The organism is Enterobacter sp. ODB01, assembly GCF_001623605.1.
Classification (GTDB): Bacteria; Pseudomonadota; Gammaproteobacteria; order Enterobacterales; family Enterobacteriaceae; genus Enterobacter; species Enterobacter kobei.
On sequence record NZ_CP015227.1, the window covers coordinates 2,287,223 to 2,305,953 of the forward strand.

Annotated in this window: 15 protein-coding genes; 4 read left to right on the top strand and 11 right to left on the bottom strand. The window is 54.5% G+C overall.

Going from position 1 to position 18,731, the window contains the following annotated elements:
* The first annotated feature begins 71 nt into the window (after positions 1 to 71).
* Positions 72 to 761, top strand: coding sequence for a VIT1/CCC1 transporter family protein (locus tag A4308_RS10910; RefSeq protein WP_000549951.1), 690 nt, complete (start codon positions 72 to 74; stop codon positions 759 to 761).
* Between the two features lie 157 nt (positions 762 to 918).
* On the opposite strand, the gene A4308_RS10915 is transcribed toward A4308_RS10910, so the two are convergent.
* From A4308_RS10915 to A4308_RS10935, 4 genes are all read right to left on the bottom strand, one after another.
* Positions 919 to 1,515: a hypothetical protein gene (locus tag A4308_RS10915; protein ID WP_016537359.1), complete on the bottom strand. Its 597-nt coding sequence runs from the start codon at positions 1,513 to 1,515 to the stop codon at positions 919 to 921.
* The gene (locus A4308_RS10920; RefSeq protein ID WP_029464058.1) at positions 1,499 to 1,867 is read right to left on the bottom strand and encodes a hypothetical protein; all 369 of its coding nucleotides are present in this window, start codon (positions 1,865 to 1,867) and stop codon (positions 1,499 to 1,501) included. The genes A4308_RS10915 and A4308_RS10920 overlap by 17 nt, the downstream gene beginning before the upstream one ends.
* A complete protein-coding gene (locus A4308_RS10925) occupies positions 1,857 to 2,618 on the bottom strand; it encodes a lysozyme inhibitor LprI family protein (RefSeq protein ID WP_029464059.1) in 762 nt (253 codons plus the stop codon). The genes A4308_RS10920 and A4308_RS10925 overlap by 11 nt, the downstream gene beginning before the upstream one ends.
* A gap of 517 nt (positions 2,619 to 3,135) precedes the next feature.
* On the bottom strand, positions 3,136 to 4,623 hold the full coding sequence (locus A4308_RS10935; protein ID WP_029464060.1) for a recombinase family protein: 1,488 nt from the start codon (positions 4,621 to 4,623) through the stop codon (positions 3,136 to 3,138).
* Between the two features lie 58 nt (positions 4,624 to 4,681).
* On the opposite strand from A4308_RS10935, the gene A4308_RS10940 reads away from it, so the two are divergent.
* Positions 4,682 to 6,253, top strand: coding sequence for an ABC-F family ATPase (locus A4308_RS10940; protein WP_176602071.1), 1,572 nt, complete (start codon positions 4,682 to 4,684; stop codon positions 6,251 to 6,253).
* 78 nt (positions 6,254 to 6,331) lie between these two features.
* On the opposite strand, the gene A4308_RS10945 is transcribed toward A4308_RS10940, so the two are convergent.
* Both A4308_RS10945 and A4308_RS10950 read right to left on the bottom strand, forming a co-directional pair.
* A complete protein-coding gene (locus tag A4308_RS10945) occupies positions 6,332 to 8,695 on the bottom strand; it encodes a glycoside hydrolase family 31 protein (protein ID WP_045281094.1) in 2,364 nt (787 codons plus the stop codon).
* 17 nt (positions 8,696 to 8,712) lie between these two features.
* Positions 8,713 to 10,014, bottom strand: a complete 1,302-nt coding sequence (locus tag A4308_RS10950) for an MFS transporter (RefSeq protein WP_045281093.1) — start codon at positions 10,012 to 10,014, stop codon at positions 8,713 to 8,715.
* Positions 10,015 to 10,302: 288 nt separating this feature from the next.
* On the opposite strand from A4308_RS10950, the gene A4308_RS10955 reads away from it, so the two are divergent.
* The gene (locus A4308_RS10955; protein WP_023332477.1) at positions 10,303 to 11,376 is read left to right on the top strand and encodes a LacI family DNA-binding transcriptional regulator; all 1,074 of its coding nucleotides are present in this window, start codon (positions 10,303 to 10,305) and stop codon (positions 11,374 to 11,376) included.
* On the opposite strand, the gene A4308_RS10960 is transcribed toward A4308_RS10955, so the two are convergent.
* The 4 genes from A4308_RS10960 to A4308_RS10975 all read right to left on the bottom strand — a co-directional run bounded on the left by A4308_RS10960 (position 11,373) and on the right by A4308_RS10975 (position 17,098).
* Positions 11,373 to 12,629, bottom strand: coding sequence for a DUF1479 domain-containing protein (locus A4308_RS10960; protein WP_045281092.1), 1,257 nt, complete (start codon positions 12,627 to 12,629; stop codon positions 11,373 to 11,375). The two genes, A4308_RS10955 and A4308_RS10960, sit on opposite strands and share 4 nt — an antisense overlap.
* A gap of 149 nt (positions 12,630 to 12,778) precedes the next feature.
* Complete coding sequence (locus A4308_RS10965) at positions 12,779 to 13,594, bottom strand: Cof-type HAD-IIB family hydrolase (protein WP_032637121.1); 816 nt, start codon at positions 13,592 to 13,594, stop codon at positions 12,779 to 12,781.
* 167 nt (positions 13,595 to 13,761) lie between these two features.
* Positions 13,762 to 16,194: a formate C-acetyltransferase/glycerol dehydratase family glycyl radical enzyme gene (locus A4308_RS10970; protein ID WP_045281091.1), complete on the bottom strand. Its 2,433-nt coding sequence runs from the start codon at positions 16,192 to 16,194 to the stop codon at positions 13,762 to 13,764.
* 4 nt (positions 16,195 to 16,198) lie between these two features.
* Positions 16,199 to 17,098 (bottom strand): glycyl-radical enzyme activating protein, encoded by a 900-nt coding sequence (locus A4308_RS10975; RefSeq protein WP_045281116.1) that lies wholly within the window; start codon positions 17,096 to 17,098, stop codon positions 16,199 to 16,201.
* A 127-nt stretch (positions 17,099 to 17,225) separates the two neighbouring features.
* Between A4308_RS10975 and fsa the strand changes: the two genes are divergently transcribed.
* Positions 17,226 to 17,888 (top strand): fructose-6-phosphate aldolase, encoded by a 663-nt coding sequence (gene fsa / locus A4308_RS10980; RefSeq protein ID WP_014883128.1) that lies wholly within the window; start codon positions 17,226 to 17,228, stop codon positions 17,886 to 17,888.
* A gap of 89 nt (positions 17,889 to 17,977) precedes the next feature.
* Here fsa and moeB read toward each other — a convergent pair whose 3' ends face one another.
* A complete protein-coding gene (gene moeB, locus A4308_RS10985) occupies positions 17,978 to 18,730 on the bottom strand; it encodes a molybdopterin-synthase adenylyltransferase MoeB (protein ID WP_045281090.1) in 753 nt (250 codons plus the stop codon).
* Between the last annotated feature and the right edge of the window lies 1 nt (position 18,731).

Here is an 18,731-nt window from a genome sequence, read left to right on the forward strand (position 1 = left end):
CATTTATCCGTCAATGCATTTTCTATTTATCCGTAATTCCGATGAGTATGCGTATTTGAAGGAAAAAATATATGCATCTTGAACGACATAGTATCGAAAAAGTGGGATGGCTGAGGGCAGCTGTACTGGGGGCAAATGACGGAATTGTTTCGACAGCGAGCCTTGTTCTTGGGGTTGCATCTGCAAATAGCAGTCCTTCCGGTGTTTTACTTGCAGGTGTTGCAGGACTGGTTGCCGGAGCTATGTCAATGGCTACAGGGGAATATGTTTCCGTCTCATCTCAGGCGGATACCGAAAACGCAGCACTTGCCCAGGAAAAAAGGGAGCTGGAAACTGATTATCAGGGAGAGGTGCGGGAACTGACTTCACTTTATATGCAACGTGGACTGGAGCCAGAGCTTGCCCGGCAGGTTGCGGAGCAACTTATGGTCAAAGATGCCCTGGATGCTCATGCCCGTGAAGAACTGGGGTTGACGGATATAAATTCTGCACAGCCCCTACAGGCAGCTGTCTTTTCTGCCCTGAGTTTTTCCGCTGGTGCGGTGTTACCCTTAATCGTGGCATGGCTCTCCCCTCTGAAACTGGCTTTTTTGTTGATAATCCTTTCCACCCTTTTTTCACTGGCGGTCCTTGGCTATATATCTTCGGTTTTGAGTAAAGCCTCTCCTGTCAGGGCGATCATAAGAATTACGTTCTGGAGTACCATGGCTATGCTTTTGTCTATGGGGATTGGTCATTTTGCAGGGCAGGCCCTGCTTTAATGTTATGAAGCACAATTCGAGTACCATCTTACTGGCGATGCTTCGCAAAACAATTTGCAATGCAGCTCCCTTCAAACTCGATTCCTGCTTGCGCCAATACCTGTTGAAGGGGTGATGGAGGGGATTCTCCCCCTCCATTTCAAGGGCAAGGACAACGCTACTTCTGGCAAATTTCCCGGTCGTAAACGCCACCATTGACAACCAAAATTTGTCGTTTCTTCTTTGAAATCATATCAGTCATTATCTTCGAGTCATCAAGAAAGATACCACCAAAGGTTCCAGGTCGTGCATTCTTCCCGGCGATTATAATCAGATCCCCAATATTCAATGCAGCAACTTTATCGTTATTGTAATTCGTATCTTCAAATATGAACTTCAGGCCTTCATCTGAACCGGGAATACCCAATGTTACTACAGGATTTTTTCTGAAAGTAACAGTACCGATACCAGTTATTTTTCCTGTTACCATTAACTGACATTTTTTGAAGTCATTTGTTGCCCTGAATTCATGTTGTTCAAACCGCGCATAAACTTCCCCTGTTGTATACATTCGCGGAAGTATATCGATTATCGATGGTTTGGATGGTTGCTCAGGTTGTTGCTGAGTTACGGTATCAGCATTTACCTTGGCCTTCACTTCGGGGGTTTTAGGCTGATATGGGGGGGGCGTCAGCCCGTAAAGGAGATTGATGCCGTAGGCTATTGCGACGGTTATGACTGCTATTTTAATATAACGTTCATAGGGTGATTTCATTTCGTTCTTCCATGAATTCTATTTTGGTAACATGATTGCCATTGCGGTGTATTTTCATATTGTCTGTTGGGGACTTCACCGTATTACGAATTTCGTTCATTGTTTCTTTCGATAACATATCGCAGCCTTCCATATACATAACCCTACGGGTATCGGTATCTGGTATGTTAGTGAAACTGCTACTGACCCATAAATCGGGTATTTCAATTCCATGTATCAGCTTCATATACACAACGATGAACGCATCTGTCAGGTGAAACCGTCCAACTGTGTATTTTCCGGTATAGGTATTACCAGAAGACGATGCTACCCAATCGTTTTTTAAAACCAAAGTCAGTGCATTATTTTCCATTTTCAGACTCCAGTTCACGAATGCGATTGTTCGTCATGTCGGTAAGACATTTCTGTTCATTATTGCAGCCGGATTTGTGCTTTATCCATTCTCTTTGAGAAGGAAGCAATCGTTTTCGGGTTTCAGGGCTAAGGCTTTTCCAGACCGAATTAAGTTTCTCATCGCTTGCTTTATAACTGTGTGTATCGACGTTTGAGGTTACTGCATTGTTTTTGGGAGCTTCGCTACCGCTGCTATAGAAAACGGGTGCACGTACTCCCTGAGCGTAGTCTTTAGCTGCTTTTTCCCACACGCCTTTCCCATTGGCAGTCAACATTTTTCCGAACTCTGTGGTGTCGAAACTGTAATTGCGGATCTCGCCATTGAAATCCAGCTTCACGTTAACGGCTGTTGACTTCGAAATGCCAGTCAAGAAATCACCAGCTTCGGACCCGAAGGAACAAGCGACTTCTTTAGTATCACTGACATTAGGGCGTAACCCGTGCATCGTGAATCTGCCGTTATCAGTTGTAGCAGTGATATCTACCAGCGGAATGATTGATGAGGATTGCTTTGTCATCGCGAAGCATATCCCCTTCAGATTTACATCCCTGTCCATCCCGAGAAACATCAGGGCGTTTTTGTCGCTGCTTGCGACACCTGCTGATTTTGCCTCTGGCAAGAAATAGACGGTACTGGAGGCGGTGGTTATACCTGAAACGAAAACAACACCTGACGCCATGATTTTTAAGGTTTTTATAAGGATAGTCATTCTGGATGCCTTCTATCGTTCTCACTCCATTGTGGACAGAGTATTCATTCCATGAGTCTTGTTTACGAGAAACACCAACCGAAGAATCATAATCTTACATTGATCTATGATATCTATCAATATTGCAAGATTGATCTATAAAAACGATCAATTGACATGAGAGGAAGAGAGGGGATTGTTACTAAGTCGATTGTATTTACAGGGTTTTTGTATGGTTCATATGCTTGATGCTAATGTGGGGCGGGGCTGCGCTTAGTCTTGAATACTGCGATTGAAAGACATAACCATCTACTTTGTGCGGGGTTTCCGGCAACCATAAAGGTGTTTCGATAAGAAGCGGTGCAACTCGCACAGTTCGTAGACATAATGAATACGATGTAATTTGAACCCTTGCTCTAAAACGCTCGGTATCAAGTTTTACGTGGTTTTTATATTGAGCGAAGTCTGAAGTCTGCTTTAATCGCTCTGACAAGATACAGAGCGATGCATGGCGATAGAGCTAAGGATAGACGCTCATTTACCCCCAGGAGTTAACGAGATCTAATATTTCTTTAGTATCGGTAATGAAAGTAATGTTTTCGCCATCCCAAAGGAAACTCTGAACGTGTTTGTTTTTGTACTGAACCTTTATTCTCCACTTTTTTCCTATGTTATAGACAATGATATTTTCGATGATTCGTTTAAGCATCATATTCAGTTCTTGAGGCTCTTTGATATCCTGTAATAGTTTCAAGTCAAACGCCCGCTCAGAGATAATCATACGATCCTGTTGTTTTATTTTTTCTTCAACTTCTTGTAGTTTATCTTCAAGGTTATTTATCGTTTCCATTACACTTTTCGGGATCTTGGCCGCAGTAAGAAGCATATCATTTAGCTCCTGAATCCTCTTTTTTATTGTTTCTTGTTCTAACGGTAATGCCCTGTCAAAATTGGTGTTTTTCTCAAGTTTAAGTTTTTTCATTATCCTGTAAAGTGCTTTTTCTATATTTTTGAAATTCTTGGTTGTGTTACATTTTCCATCTCTTGCATTAGCGCAAACATGGTATTGATATGTTTTTCCGGAAGCGATGTGAAATTTTCTGACAAGTGAGCCGCCGCATTCGTGCTTTAATATCCCGGCGAAGGCATTATGTTCAGATTTATATCCCGGTTTGTTTTGTTTATGATCAGACTGCAAGAGCGTGAATTCTTCTTTACTGATAACAGCAGGATAATAATCCTCTATGATATCAAGCAGAATGACTTTGCGATCTTTAGTTGTCTCTGATGTTTGATATGCACCGTAAAGTGCAACCGAATTTATTGTTTTTCCAACTGTTGTATGATTCCAGCCAGCAGAACGTAATGGTTTGTGGCCTTCGTCATTTAACATTTTAGCGATTTTATTTGTTCCAAACCCTTCACGTCGTAACTCAATGATTCTCCTGACCGTATCAACTTTGTCACTAAAAACAAATTTACCTTCTTTCCGTTTTAACCAGAAAGGCAGGATTTTATTGATAACCTCACCGCTTAGCGCTCGTTGTCGCTGCTGACTTTTCGTTTCACGCAGGCGCTGCGATTTTTTTTCAGATTCTTTATGGGCAAGGTCCGCAGCCAAAGCTATCCTAATGACACTCACGAGGTCATTGACGGATTCACGATTAAGTAATAAACCATCAACCAGTGAAGCGATAAAGACGTTGTGTTGCAGAATCGACTTAATAATCTGTTGAGTTACGTCAATACCTCTGCGGCTCAGACGATCTAACGACTCGATGATGATGGTTGAACCGGGTTCAATCTGTCCTTTCTCGATTGCTTCGAGCATGTCGCCCAGTGAAGGCCTGTTTCCCTCTTTGAATGCTGAGATTCCGAGGTCTTGAAAGTTCTTATCTGATAGAATCAAGCCATGCATGTGTGCGTACTGTTCTGCAAGCTCAGTTTGACGTCTTACGGAGTCACCTTGTTCTTGCTTCTTTGATGAGAACCTTATGTAAGAGTATGCTTTTCCGTTTTGTTTCATAAGTACCTCAGTAACTTACAAGAGAGTATCAATTTTGCTTCTTTGCAACAATATTACTATGCAGTTTGGCAGTAAGCCGCTGTTCGAAAACATTTCCGTCAAATTTGGCGGCGGCAACCGTTACGGCCTGATTGGTGCCAACGGTAGCGGAAAATCCACCTTTATGAAGATCCTCGGCGGCGACCTGGAGCCGACGCTTGGCAACGTGTCGCTCGATCCGAACGAGCGCATCGGTAAGCTGCGTCAGGATCAGTTCGCCTTCGAAGAGTTCACCGTGCTGGACACCGTGATCATGGGGCACGCGGAGCTGTGGGAAGTGAAGCAGGAGCGCGATCGCATTTACGCCCTGGCTGAAATGAGCGAAGAGGACGGCTACAAAGTGGCCGAACTGGAAACGCATTACGGCGAGATGGATGGCTATTCAGCTGAAGCGCGTGCGGGCGAGCTGCTGCTGGGCGTGGGCATTCCTGTTGAACAGCATTACGGCCCGATGAGTGAAGTCGCGCCAGGCTGGAAGCTGCGTGTCCTGCTGGCGCAGGCGCTGTTCTCTAACCCGGACATCCTGCTTCTCGACGAACCAACGAACAACCTGGACATCGACACCATCCGCTGGCTGGAGCAGACGCTGAACGACCGCGACAGCACCATGATCATCATTTCGCACGACCGTCACTTCCTGAACATGGTCTGTACGCACATGGCGGATCTGGACTACGGCGAGCTGCGCGTGTACCCGGGCAACTACGACGAATACATGACGGCTGCGACCCAGGCGCGTGAACGCCTGCTGGCCGACAACGCCAAGAAGAAAGCGCAGATTGCGGACCTGCAATCCTTCGTCAGCCGCTTCAGCGCGAACGCCTCTAAGTCTCGTCAGGCGACGTCCCGCGCCCGTCAGATCGACAAAATCAAGCTGGAAGAAGTCAAAGCTTCCAGCCGTCAGAACCCGTTCATCCGCTTCGAGCAGGACAAGAAACTGTTCCGTAACGCGCTGGAAGTGGAAGCCCTTACCAAAGGCTTCGATGAAGGTCCGCTGTTTAAAAACTTCAACCTGCTGCTGGAAGTGGGCGAGAAAATTGCCATTCTGGGTGCCAACGGCGTGGGTAAATCCACCATGCTGAAAACCCTGGTTGGTGAACTGCAGCCGGACAACGGCACCGTGAAGTGGTCAGAAAACGCGCAGATTGGTTACTACGCGCAGGACCATGAATACGAGTTCGAAAACGACCTGACCGTCTTTGACTGGATGAGCCAGTGGAAGCAGGAAGGCGACGACGAGCAGGCGGTGCGTAGCATTCTGGGTCGTCTGCTGTTCAGTCAGGACGACATCAAAAAGCCGGCGAAAGTGCTGTCCGGTGGTGAAAAGGGTCGCATGCTGTTCGGCAAGCTGATGATGGAAAAACCCAATATCCTGGTAATGGACGAACCGACTAACCACCTGGATATGGAATCTATCGAATCGCTGAACATGGCGCTGGAGATGTATCAGGGCACGCTGATCTTCGTTTCTCACGACCGTGAATTCGTCAGCTCGCTGGCGACCCGCGTGATCGAAATTACGCCAGAGCGCGTGGTGGACTTCACCGGTAACTACGAAGATTACCTGCGCAGCAAAGGTATCGAGAGTTAAAAAAAGCCGGGTGGCGGCTTCGCCTTACCCGGCCTACGTTCCATTCCCTCTCCCTGTGGGAGAGGGCATCAGGCCGCACTACACCACCCAATCACACCTTTCTTCACCATTCACCAGCAGCTTACGTTTTTCCCCCGCCGGTAACGACACCTTCAGCGCGTTCCACGCCGGACGATAATCACCGCGTGCACTGATGTTCAGGTTGACGGTTGCCCCGTCGCACACCATTTCCCACGCCACCCACAGCGCATTGCCGTTCTGGTAGCCCCAGGACTCGCCGTCATCTTCAAACAGCAGGCCGGACGTGGTGCCGACGCCTTTCACCGGGAACAGCTTCAGCTCGCGGGTATCGTCTTTTTCGGCGCTCACGTGACGGATGCGCTCGCTGAGCGGCAGACCGGCACCGGCGCGCACCAGCAGCGGCAGTTTCTCCAGCGGCGCGTCGAGGACGATCGCTTGCCCGCCAGCGAACCATTCGTGAGTGTAGAAATCGTACCAGCCGGTTTCGTTATCCGGCAGCCAGACGTGGCGTTTACGCTGCCCGGCCTCGACGACGCTGGCGACAAGGAGGTCGCGGCCCAGCAGGAAGTCATCGCACTCTTCGAAGGTCTGCGCGTCGTGCTCGTGGTCGAGGAAGGTCGGGCGCAGCATCGGTTCGTCGTCGGCGTGCGCCTGCCAGAGCAGGGTGTAGAGATAGGGCAGCAGACGGTAGCGCAGCTCAATCGCACCGCGAATAGCGGGGGTGACGCCCGGGTACATCCACGGCTCGTTGACCGTGTGGTCATCGTTCCACGAGTGAATGGTAAAGCGCGGATGCATCACGCCGTTTTGCACCCAGCGCACGAACAGCTCGGCGTCTGGCTTGTCGCCGGAGAAACCGCCGACGTCGTGGCCGACGTTGAACAGCCCGGAGAGGCTCATGCCCAGCCCCATGCGGATGTTATAGCGCAGGGTATCCCAGTGAGTGCGGTTATCGCCGCTCCAGGTCTGGACGTAGCGCTGCATCCCGGCGCAGCCGGAGCGGGAAATGAGATACGGACGTTTTTCCGGCGCGAAACGCTGCTGCGCTTCCAGCGAGGCGCGCATCATCAGCAGCGGCATCACCGGGCGAATGTGTTTGATGGCAATCTCTTTGCCGAAGCCAAAACAGCGTGCTTCCCCGTCCCATACTTCGTATTCGTTGTTATCGTTCCAGGTCGAGTCGATCCCCATCTCCAGCAGCTGCGTGGTCACACCGTTCTGCCACCACTGCACCGTCTGCGGGTTGGTGAAATCGAGATGCGACCCTTCGTCATCCCAGAAGCTGGAACGTTCAGGTGCATCAGTTTCTGAGTCGCGAATGAACAGGCCACGTTCCGCCACTTCGTTATAGCGGGGATGATCCTGCAGCAGACACGGCTTGATGTTGGCGGCCAGCTTTAACCCGGCATCGTGGAACGCCCGGCTCATCACCTTCGGCTGCGGCACTTTGTCATGGTTCCAGTTAAAGACGTAGCGCTTGCCGTTAATGGAGGTATAGCCGGAGGAGAGCTGGAACGAGTCGCATGGAATCGCGTGTTCTTCACACAGGCGGATAAAGTTCATCAGCTGGTTTTGCGCGTCCGGCGCGTCGGTATAGTGCATGGTCGAGCCGCTGTAGCCCAGGCTCCATTTCGGTCCGAACAGCGTTTTCCCGGTCAGGCGCACGAAGGCTTTGGTGACGTCCAGTACGCGCTTGCCGGTAAAGATGTAGTAATCGATATCGCCCGCTTCCGCCTGCCAGCGCCGATAGGCGGTGTGGTAGTTGTCGATCTCGTTGCCCAGATCCAGCCAGCAGCTGCTCAGGTTATCGTAGAACAGGCCGTAGCTCACGTCGTCGCGACGGGTAAGGGTGAATGGAATGTGCTTGTACAGCGGGTCGGTGCTGGCGGCGTTGTAGCCCATCGCATCCAGGTTGCGCATCTCGTAGCGTTTACCGTTGCGCTGTAGATCGCCCGCTTTCTCGCCCAGCCCGTAGAAACGTTCGTCCTTGCGACGGCTCAGATAGTGCGCCACGCCGTCACCGTGGGCGTTCAGCAGGTACGCACTGGTCGGACGGTCATTGACCAGCGGCTGCCACTCGCCCGCGTCATTGCGGTAGTGCCACTCCAGCCACAGGGGCTGGTGGACGGTCACCCGAAGCTGCTCCGTCGCCACCGTCACGGTATTTTCCTGCCGCGTCAGCGTCCAGGCCGGGCAGGTAAAGCCACTGACATCGTCACGACGGCGACCTTCCCACGGCACGTCTTGCGCCGGGGCGATGCTCCAGGTGCGGTCCAGCGCCAGTTCACCTTTGCGTTTGATCAGCACGCGGAACAGGTTCTCTTCCAGCACATACAGGCACAGGCGGTGCTGGTTATCCACCCGCAGTTCCAGATGGTTTGCCGACTGAGTATCAACGGTCCAGTTTTTCAGGGTTTTCATATGCAATACATCCACTATCAGGCGCGCTTGGCGCGACGTTCAGCAATAAATGCTACCAGGAAGACAGCGCCAATCAGGTCAAAGAAGCCCATGGCAATAAAGAGCGGGTTAAAGCCGATTTTGTCGGCGGTCACACCGATTAACAGCGAGAACAGGAAGCTGGCGATCCACGCCGCCGAGCCGCGCATGCCGTTGACGGTCGCCATCTGGCCCTTATCAAACGACTCCACGACCAGGGCGCTGAGCATGCAGGAGATAATCTGGTGCCCAAAGCCGCCGATGGAGATCAGCACGATGGTGATATACGGGTCGCGGGTAATGGCGACAATGCCCAGAGAAATCATCAGAAACGCGCCGGAGACGGAGCTGGCGACGACGGAGTTAACGCGGGAGCAGCCGAACAGGCGGGTGTACAATCGCGTCAGGTAGCCACTTGCCACGCTGCCGAGGTCAGCAGCGAGGAATGGCAGCCAGGCGAACATCGCAATCTGCTTCAGGTCCATGCCGTGTTCTTTGGCGAGATACAGCGGCACCCAGAAGCTCAACACCGCCCAGGCCGGTTCCGCCATAAAGGCCGGGATGGCGATACCGTAGAAACGTTTGTTTTTCGAGACGGTTTTCAGCGCGGTCAGGAACGGCAGTTTGACCGCAGGCGGTTCGTTATCCTGCTTGATAAATGCCAGCTCATCCTTGCTCAGGTTCGGGTGCTGCTCCGGGTTGTGGTAGAACGCCCACCAGAGGATCACCCACAGCAGCGCCAGCACGCCGGTAAACATAAACGCACCCTGCCAGCCAAACGACGCGTGAGCAAAGTAGATAATTGGCGGGGCCAGCATCGCACCGATGGAGAAGCCCACGCCCGCCCAACCGGCGGCAACAGGACGTTCCGATTTGGGGAACCATTCACCGATGGTTTTGGCGTTCGCCGGGGTTGCGGCGGCCTCAGAGGCCCCCATAAAGAAGCGCAGGATAGCCAGGTGCAGCCAGCTTCCGGCCCCCGCGTGGAAGATACACATCAGCGCCCAGATCCCGGCGCAGACCATAAAGCCAATCTTCAGGCCGATGACGTCAATCAGCCAGCCGCACAGGGGCTGGAAAATGGTGTAGGCGATCTGGAATGCGCCGACGATCCAGGAGTATTGCTCGGTGGTGATCCCGAGGCTCTCTTTCAGTTCCGGCGCGAGGATCCCCAATGAGTTTCGGGTGATGTAGTTAACGGTGACGCCCAGTAAAAACAGCACCAGCACGTACCAGCGCAGGTTCTTGATGACGCGACGGGTTTTGCTTGTCGCAACGGTGTTATTGATGTCCTGACTCATTTTACTCTCCACAAGACGGACGCTAAGGGGACGGAGGTTCAGGTGTCACACAGATTGTTATGCCTTTGATTTCTATCCGTTTAGAATCCTTAAGCTGCTATACAACTAGTATGGAAGTTGTGTGACAAGTTCACCTTAAGGGAGAAAATGAGTGGGCAATAGTGGATTTTGTGCAAAGTTTCTCATAACGGGCGCAAACCCTCTGGCATGATGGCCGTTATGCCCGTTATTACCTGACGGATACGCTATGAAAATTTTTTCATTTCGCAAATGGAGCCAGATCACAAAATGGACAAAAGGCTAAAAATCACCGAAATCGCGGCCCGTACACAGCTCTCTATCAGTACCGTTTCCCGCGTGCTGGCGGGCAAAGCGAACACCAGCGAAAAAGCGCGTGCAAAGGTGCTGGCGTGCGCACGGGAGCTGGGGGTGATGGATGGCATGGCGGCGGGGCGTCTGCTGCTTAACAGCCTGGTGGTTTTTGCTCCCCAGCGAGCCTTTGACGAGCGGTCCGACATCTTTTACTACCGCGTGATCCAGAGCGTCAGCAAAGGGCTGGCTTCGCACGAGGTTCGGCTACGCTACTGTGCGCTGGAGGAGAACGACAGCGACGCGCAGCTTTTTCTGGCACGCATGAACGAGCCGGACACCCAGGCAGCCATTTTGCTCGGTATTGACGATCCGCATATCCACGATCTGGCGGTGGACGTGGGAAAACCCTGCATGCTGATTAACTGCCGTGACCGCCACATGCGTCTGCCTGCCGTAGCGCCGGACCATCGCGCCATTGGCGAGCGGGCGGCGGAATACCTGTTCGAAATGGGACACCGCGACGTGATGAACGTGCTGTGCCTGCGCCGTTACACCATGGAGCTGCGCCTGGCAGGGATCCGCGACGCGTGGCACGCCCATAACCTGACGTTCAGCGACAAGCGCGATCTGCTGGTGGTGCCGAGCTTTAGCGCGCGCGAAACGGAACAGCTGGTTAGCGAGTGGCTTAACCAGCAGAAGGGAAAAGATCTGCCCACCGCGTTTTTGGTCGGCGGCGACTTTATGGCGGCGGGCACCATCAGCGCTTTGCAGAAACAGGGATTGCGGGTACCGCAGGACGTTTCCGTCATGAGCATCGACGGCTTTAATCTGGCGGCGATTCAGGATGTGCCCCTGACGGCAGTGCATGTCCCGCGTGATGAACTGGGAACGGAAGCGGTGCATATGCTCCAGCAGCGGCTGATGCGCCCGGACGCCCCGGTGGGAACCTTGCTGCTGAACGGCACGCTGACCGTGCGGGAATCGGTACGGCGGATACGCCAGGGGAAACGACGCACCGCCGTTGAGCGGGAAGGGCTGTACGACAGTTAAACCATACCCAGCGCGCGCTTGCCGTGGATGTTGAGATCGTTCACGGTAAAGCGGTCCTGCCAGCTTTTTTCATAATCTTCACGCGGGAAATCTCCCGGTGACGCACCGGTTTCCAGCGCTTCCTTCACCTTTTTCGCGTAGTCGAGGTTCTTCTCGCACATCGGCGCGGCAGGGATGTACATCACGTTGCCCCAGCCCTGCTGATTTTCCACCGGAGCGACGGAGTGGATCACATCGCAGTGCCACCACACGGAATCCCCTGCGTCCAGCGCCGGTATGCTGGTTAATGCTTCGATGAGCAGCGGGTGCCATTTTTCCGAAATCGGCAGCACGCGGCCCGGCGCGACGCCGCAGAGTTCGTCTTCCGGCACGTCTTCCAGCAGCGGACGCAGCAGAATGTACGCCATCGCTTCCGGGATGGGCACCACGTGCAGCAGTCCCTGGCCGGGGATCATGTCCGACAGCGCCGTCCAGCCCTGGAAAGTACGGAACACCGAACACTTGGTGGTGTTATCCACGGTGTACTCTTCCACTTCGGTGCGGTGCGCGGCGTTCCACGGATCGTACTTATCAATATTGCCGTCAAACACGCGGGCAAACACCTGCTGATAGGCAGGCAGCAGCCAGCGCTCCAGCGCGCCAGAATCGGTGTGCGCGCCCAGCCCTTTAGAGGTGGTGCCCGGTGGGCGGCGGCGAATACGATCCGGATAAATCACGCTGACATCCGGGTCGAACCACTGCTTGCCGATGCTCTCGAATGTCCATAAACGGTTCAGGAACGACTGCACCTGCGCCATCTCTTCGCTCTGACGCGCCTGCATTTGCGCCTGCGACCAGTAGATCGGGTAAATCTCCGGACGAGAGGCGGTTAAGGTGCCGAAGAAGTTATCGCCCGGCCCTTTATACACCTCGTCAAACTTATTGAGATCGAGATAGTCGAGCATCGACTGATCCCACGCCAGCGCCTGTTCGCGCGGAAAATGACCTTTGATCACCGCGCAGCCCCGACGCTTAACCGCCTCGCGCTGTTCAGCGGTGATTGTGCCGTTTTTCACATCCGCGAACGGGATCGTCGGCCAGACGGGTTGGCCTTTATTCTTGAGGGCGTTGATCTCTGCCACGCGGGTGGCAATGTTGTCGCTGAGCTTGTCGAACACCGCCTGAACATCACCGATCTGGGCGCGTAGCTCGCGCTTCATCTGACGAATTGCCGCTTTGTGGTCCGCTGGCAAAGTTTCACTGGTAAAGGTCATAACTGCCTCGCATCTTTCATTCGAAAGTAAGAATATCTACAAGTGATACTTTAAGTTAAAAATAAGTTAATGCAAGTTTAAAAACTTGACGCAAGCCACAGGTCGGAAAAAGAGTGAGAGGCCGGAGCGGGGCTCCGGCGGGAGAGAGATTAGGCGTCGAACGGGGAATGGTTATCGAGCACGGCCTGAATGACGTTCAGCGCGCCCTGATGGTTGTTGTCGTCGGTGCTGTAGCGGGCGATCTGTTTGATGCTTTCTGCCGCGTTGTTCATCGCAAATGAGTATTTCACCAGCTTCAGCATCTCCGCGTCATTGCCGCTGTCGCCAATGGCCACGCACTGCTGCGGGGAGAGCTCCCAGCGCTTCAGCAGGCGGCTGATGCCGTTGGCTTTATGCAGGCCAGGAATGATCAAGTCCACAAACCCAAAGCCGCTGGTGACTGGTTTCATAATGCCGTCGAGAGAAACATGCAGCGCGTCGATCAGGTTCGGGATATCGCTGTCGGGCAGGTTCAGTGAGAACTTGAACAGCACATCGTCAATCTCGTGATAATCGCTGACGCGCGTTAAGCGATGGTAGTGCTTAGACATCAGCGCCACAAATTCGTCCGGGGCTTTATCGCTGACGTAAGCGCTCTCCAGTCCGCAGGCCACGAAGTTCAGCGCGTTATCTTTCAGCAGTTCGCCAATGACGATCTGCGACTCATGGCGAGTCAGTTCACCGTGGAAAACGTGTTCCCCGTGATCGAACACCAGCGCGCCGTTTTCCGCCACGAAGGAGATTCGATCTTTTAGCTCAGGGAAGAAGGAGATGAGCTGATAATACTGATTGCCGCTGGCGACAACGAATTCAATGCCGCGGGCGTTAAGCTGCTCAAACTGTGCCTGGAAGCGGTCACGATCGTACTGCTTGGCATCATCAAGGAAAGTTCCGTCCATATCGGTGACGATAACTTTTACGGTCATACTGTGCTCCTGGGTCACTGCGTTTTGAAACATTCTAATAACAAGGTGACGGGGAGCACAAATTTAATTTCGAATGAAAGTCAGAAAGCCGGGTGGCGGCTTCGCCTTACCCGGCCTACGGGGGGGACAATGTAGGCCCGGTAAGCGCAGCGCCACCGGGCGTTTTTTTAAAGCGTATGCTCGGTACGCGCAATAATATCGTCCTGCGCATCCGGCGACAGGGCGGTGAAGAACGCCGAGTAGCCCGCCACGCGTACTACTAAATCGCGGTACTGGTCAGGGTGTTTCTTCGCTTCCAGCAGCGTTTCGCGCGAGACGATGTTGTACTGAATATGCCAGCCTTTATGCACCTCGAAGAAAGTGCGCAGCAGCACCATCAGCTTCTGGCGATCGCTGTCGTTTTCCAGCGTCGACGGGTTCAGTTTCTGGTTCAGCAGCACGCCGCCCAGAATCGCCTCGGTAGGGAGTTTACCCACGGAGCCGATGACCGCCGTCGGGCCGAGGTGGTCGGTACCGGACGCCGGGCTGGCCCCTTCCGCCAGTGGGGTATGCGCCTTACGTCCGTCCGGAGTCGCCATCGTTGCCGCACCAAACGGCACGTTTGCGGAGATGGAGGAGGTGCCCGCGTAGTAGTTACCGCCAATCGGACCACGGCCGTAGCGCGGGTTGTGGTAGTGCTTCAGCTCTTCAATGTAGGTCTGGTAAGCACGCGTCAGCAGCATATCCACGCTGTCGTCGTCGTTACCGTACTTCGGCGCGCCGTTGATCAGACGCTGACGCAGCTGCTCGTGGGTCAACCCGTCGAAATCATCCGCCAGCGCGGCCGCCAGCTGCTGTTGACCGATGACGCCCTGTTCAAACACCAGCTTCTTCACCGCCGCCAGACTGTTGCCGAGGTTGGCGATACCCACCTGCAGGCCGGAAACCCAGTCATACTTCGCGCCGCCCTGCTTGATGCTTTTCGCGCGTTCGATGCAGTCGTCCACCAGCGCCGAGCAGAGAATATCGTGCACGTTCTCTTCCAGCATGGTGTCCACCACGTACTCAATTTCGATGGATTTGCGGGTGTAGTAGCGAATCTGCGTATCCCACGCCGCCATCACCTCCTCGAAGTTATCGAAGTTACCGGCAGAGAGCGCTTTCTCCTGCGGCAGGAATACCTTACCGCTGGTGGCGTCGCGGCCGCCTTCCAGCGCGGCGAGCATCACGCGGGCAAAGTTGATAAAGCTCATGCCGGTGCAGCGATAGCCCCACTTGCCGCCCACGGCGGTTTCGATGCAGCCGATGGCCGCGTAGTCATAGGCGTCATCACGTTCAACGCCGAGCTTGATAAATTCCGGGATAACGATTTCATCGTTGTTGAACGCCGGCATCCCGAAGCCGCAGCGGATCACCTGTACGCAGGCGTCAAGGAAGTCGTTGCTCATGCCTGCGTGGTAACGCACGCTCAGGTTCGGCTGAGTGGAGCGCAGGCGACCGCAGGATTCCAGAATCGCGTAGGAGAGCGGGTTGACCGCGTCCATTGGCTCACCGTTGACCAGCTTCTGGCCGCCGATGGTGACGTTCTGGTACAGCGGGCTACCGGCAGAGGCCTTAGAGTGCGAGCCGGAGCGGATCTTGTTCACTTCCAGCAGCTTCAGCCAGCAGCTGTGCAGCAGCTCAATGGCGTGTTCGCGGTCCAGGCTCTGATCCAGCTCCACGTCGCGGCGGTAGAACGGATAGAGATACTGGTCCATACGGGCGAACGACACGGAGTGACCGTTAGACTCAATCTGCAGGATCAGCTGAATGAAATAGCACAGCTGCAGCGCCTGCCAGAAGGTTTTTGGCGGCTCGTGGGCAATCACGTCGCAGTTTTCCGCCATCGCCAGCAGCTCGTCGCGGCGACTTTCGCGGGTTTCCGTGGCCGCCATTTCGCGTGCCAGAGCGGCAAAACGTTTGATGTGCAGGCTCACCGCGTCCAGCACGATATCGATCGCTTTCAGGAACTGGTCGCCGTGCAGATCGTCCAGCACCGTCAGGTTGATACGCGAGCGGCGCTCGGCGACTTTAGCGCGCAGGCCGTCGAGACCTTTCTCCAGCACCAGCGGGAAGTTCACCGCCAGGTGCGCGTCGCCGGAGGTCATGTTGCCTTCGGCTTTGATAATACCGGTTTCCAGCAGGCCTTTTTGCTCGTCGGTGAACATGCCGTAGCAGCGATCCTGCACCGTCTGGCCGCGCCACCACGGGCAGATCGCATGCAGGACGCGCTTGTTCTCTTCGCTCACCGCAAAGCCCGCGCCCGGACGGTCCGCCAGATCGTCGATCTCTTTTTCAATCCAGGAGACGGTGTATTCCGGGAAGATAGGTGCGGCGCGAACTTCGCTTGCCTGGTTACCGATAATCAGCTCGTCGTGTTTGATCCAGATGGTACGCTCAGCCAGATGATGCGCCAGCGCCAGGGCGCGACGCACCGGGATCGGCTTGTCCATGTGCTGTTGGTACATTTCGGTGTAATGCTGCGCGCGCTCGGTACAGACCGGCGGCTTAACGATATGGACCAGCGCGGTTTTGTGCGCCTTGATGCGCTCGCTGAGGGTGTTGAGATTTAACGTCGTCATAGGTTTATCCTCGTAAGGTCGCGGTTAACCCTTTCTGGCAGGCGTACTGCTGCGCGAAGTCCAGCAGGGCAGGGTTATCCAGCGGTTTGTCAGGGGCAGAGTAGGGTTGGCCAAGCAGGGTGTATTTGTTCATGCCCAGCGTGTGATACGGCAGAAAATGAATATCATCGACGCCAAGTTCATCGGCGGCGAAGTTGGTAATGGCGGTCACGGACGCTTCATCGGCATTGAAGCCCTGAATCAGCGGTACGCGAATGGTGATTTTTTTCCCGGCAGCGGCAAGGCGCTTCAGGTTATCGAGGATCCGTTTGGCCGAGCCGTCCGTCCACTGTTTGAACACCTCAGGATCGACGTGTTTCAGGTCGGCGAGAAACAGATCGACGTACGGTAATGAAGGCTCGATATAGTGCCACGGCACGTGAAGACAGGTTTCAACGGCGGTGTGGATCCCCTGATCGTGGCTGGCTTTAAACAGCGCGTGCGCCAGCTCCGGGTTCATAAACGGCTCGCCGCCGGAAAGCGTAATACCGCCGCCGCTGCGGTCGTAAAAGGGCTTATCGCGCAGCACGGTCGCCATGATCTCGCCCACCTGCTGTTCTTTACCGCAGACGGTCAGCGCCTGCGTCGGGCAGCAGTCGGTGAGGGCGTTGAGCGTCTCTTCACGCAATTTTTCACGGTGGATGACGAGACCATTCAGCGCGCGTTCGATACAGCCCGGCGCCGCCTGCTGACACAGGTCGCAGCCGTCAAGGCACAGGCGCGCATCAAACAGCACGTCCCGGCTACGGGAACGGCTTTCCGGGTTCTGGCACCAGCGACAGCCCAGCGAGCAGCCTTTCAGGAACACCACGGTACGAATACCGGGGCCATCGTGGGTGGAGTAACGCTGAATATTGAAGATCATGTTTTTGCCCTCAGGTTGCATATGAAGATTAAATGACTTTCGAATGAAAGTTATCTTGATGCAGGTCAACTCCTGAGCAGGTTTTCCTGTGATAGGTTAAGTGCAGACTAATTTTGAGGGTGACATCATGGAACTTTATCTCGACACATCTGACGTTGCGGCAGTCAAAAAGCTGGCGCGTATCTTTCCGCTGGCGGGCGTGACCACCAACCCAAGCATTGTGGCGGCAGGTAAAACGCCGCTGGATGAGCTTCTGCCCGCGCTGCACGACGCGATGGGCGGTAAAGGCCGTCTGTTCGCGCAGGTGATGGCGACGACCGCTGAAGGTATGGTGGAAGACGCGCGTAAGCTGCGCGCGATGATTAACGACCTGGTGGTGAAAGTGCCAGTAACTGCCGAAGGGCTGGCAGCCATCAAGATGCTGAAAGCGGAAGGCATTCCGACGCTGGGTACGGCGGTGTACGGCGCGGCCCAGGGTATGCTCTGCGCGCTGGCAGGAGCCGAGTATGTCGCGCCATACGTGAACCGCGTGGACGCGCAGGGCGGGGACGGTATCCAGACCGTGGTTGAGCTGCAACAGCTGCTGACGCTGCACGCCCCGCAATCAAAAGTGCTGGCCGCGAGCTTTAAAACCCCACGTCAGGCGCTGGACTGCCTGTTGGCAGGATGCGAGTCCATCACGCTGCCGCTGGACGTGGCGCAGCAGTTTATTACCTCTCCTGCGGTAGACGCAGCGATTGTGAAGTTTGAGCAGGACTGGCAGGGGGCGTTTGGTCGGACGTCGATTTGACGGGTGCGGCCTGATGCCCTCACCCCAACCCTCTCCCACAGGGAGAGGGAGCAAACACTAAAACGGCAACCTGAAGGTTGCCGTTTGCTTTAACCTCCACAAACCTCACACCCCGGATTACGCATCAGCTTCATCTCGCGGAACTGGCAGGTCATCGCGTCAAACATCACGATTTTTCCTGCGGCAGGCGTACCGTAATGTGCCAGCACTTTAATCGCTTCCATCGCCTGCAGCGACCCAATCACGCCGACGAGCGGCGCCATCACGCCCGCCTCAACGCAGGTTAGCGCATTCTCACCAAACAGACGGCTCAGACAGCGGTAGCAGGGGGCCCCCTCCGCATAGGTGAAGACGCTGATCTGCCCCTCCATGCGGATCGCCGCACCGGAGACCAGCGGGGTTTTGTGGGCAAAACAGCCTGCATTAAGCTGGTTACGAACGGCGACGTTATCGGTGCAGTCGAGCACCAGATCGTGCTGCGCAATCTGCGCAAATAACGCCTCGTCATCCAGCATCGCGTCAAGCAGGGTGAACTGAACGTTGGGGTTGATGCGCGCCAGGGCAGCCCGGGCGGATTCCACTTTTGGCTCGCCAATGGTCGCGTCGCTGTGCAGCGTCTGGCGCTGCAGGTTAGACACCGATACGGTATCAAAATCCAGCAGCGTCATCCTGCCCACGCCCGCCGCGGCCAGGTATTGCGCGGCGGCGCAGCCGAGCCCGCCGAGGCCAACAACCAGCACGCTGGCCGCCTTGAGTGCTTCCTGTCCCTCGAAATCAAATCCGCGCAGGACAATCTGGCGGTTGTAGCGCATCATCTCCTGGTCGCTCAGTTCCACCGTCATG

Bases quoted from the DNA above. Each gene is read 5' to 3' on its own strand.
- A4308_RS10910 (WP_000549951.1), top strand. From the start codon at position 72: ATGCATCTTGAACGACATAGTATCGAAAAAGTGGGATGGCTGAGGGCA.
- A4308_RS10915 (WP_016537359.1), bottom strand. From the start codon at position 1,515: ATGAAATCACCCTATGAACGTTATATTAAAATAGCAGTCATAACCGTC.
- A4308_RS10920 (WP_029464058.1), bottom strand. From the start codon at position 1,867: ATGGAAAATAATGCACTGACTTTGGTTTTAAAAAACGATTGGGTAGCA.
- A4308_RS10925 (WP_029464059.1), bottom strand. From the start codon at position 2,618: ATGACTATCCTTATAAAAACCTTAAAAATCATGGCGTCAGGTGTTGTT.
- A4308_RS10935 (WP_029464060.1), bottom strand. From the start codon at position 4,623: ATGAAACAAAACGGAAAAGCATACTCTTACATAAGGTTCTCATCAAAG.
- A4308_RS10940 (WP_176602071.1), top strand. From the start codon at position 4,682: ATGCAGTTTGGCAGTAAGCCGCTGTTCGAAAACATTTCCGTCAAATTT.
- A4308_RS10945 (WP_045281094.1), bottom strand. From the start codon at position 8,695: ATGAAAACCCTGAAAAACTGGACCGTTGATACTCAGTCGGCAAACCAT.
- A4308_RS10950 (WP_045281093.1), bottom strand. From the start codon at position 10,014: ATGAGTCAGGACATCAATAACACCGTTGCGACAAGCAAAACCCGTCGC.
- A4308_RS10955 (WP_023332477.1), top strand. From the start codon at position 10,303: ATGGACAAAAGGCTAAAAATCACCGAAATCGCGGCCCGTACACAGCTC.
- A4308_RS10960 (WP_045281092.1), bottom strand. From the start codon at position 12,629: ATGACCTTTACCAGTGAAACTTTGCCAGCGGACCACAAAGCGGCAATT.
- A4308_RS10965 (WP_032637121.1), bottom strand. From the start codon at position 13,594: ATGACCGTAAAAGTTATCGTCACCGATATGGACGGAACTTTCCTTGAT.
- A4308_RS10970 (WP_045281091.1), bottom strand. From the start codon at position 16,194: ATGACGACGTTAAATCTCAACACCCTCAGCGAGCGCATCAAGGCGCAC.
- A4308_RS10975 (WP_045281116.1), bottom strand. From the start codon at position 17,098: ATGATCTTCAATATTCAGCGTTACTCCACCCACGATGGCCCCGGTATT.
- fsa (WP_014883128.1), top strand. From the start codon at position 17,226: ATGGAACTTTATCTCGACACATCTGACGTTGCGGCAGTCAAAAAGCTG.
- moeB (WP_045281090.1), bottom strand. From the start codon at position 18,730: ATGACGGTGGAACTGAGCGACCAGGAGATGATGCGCTACAACCGCCAG.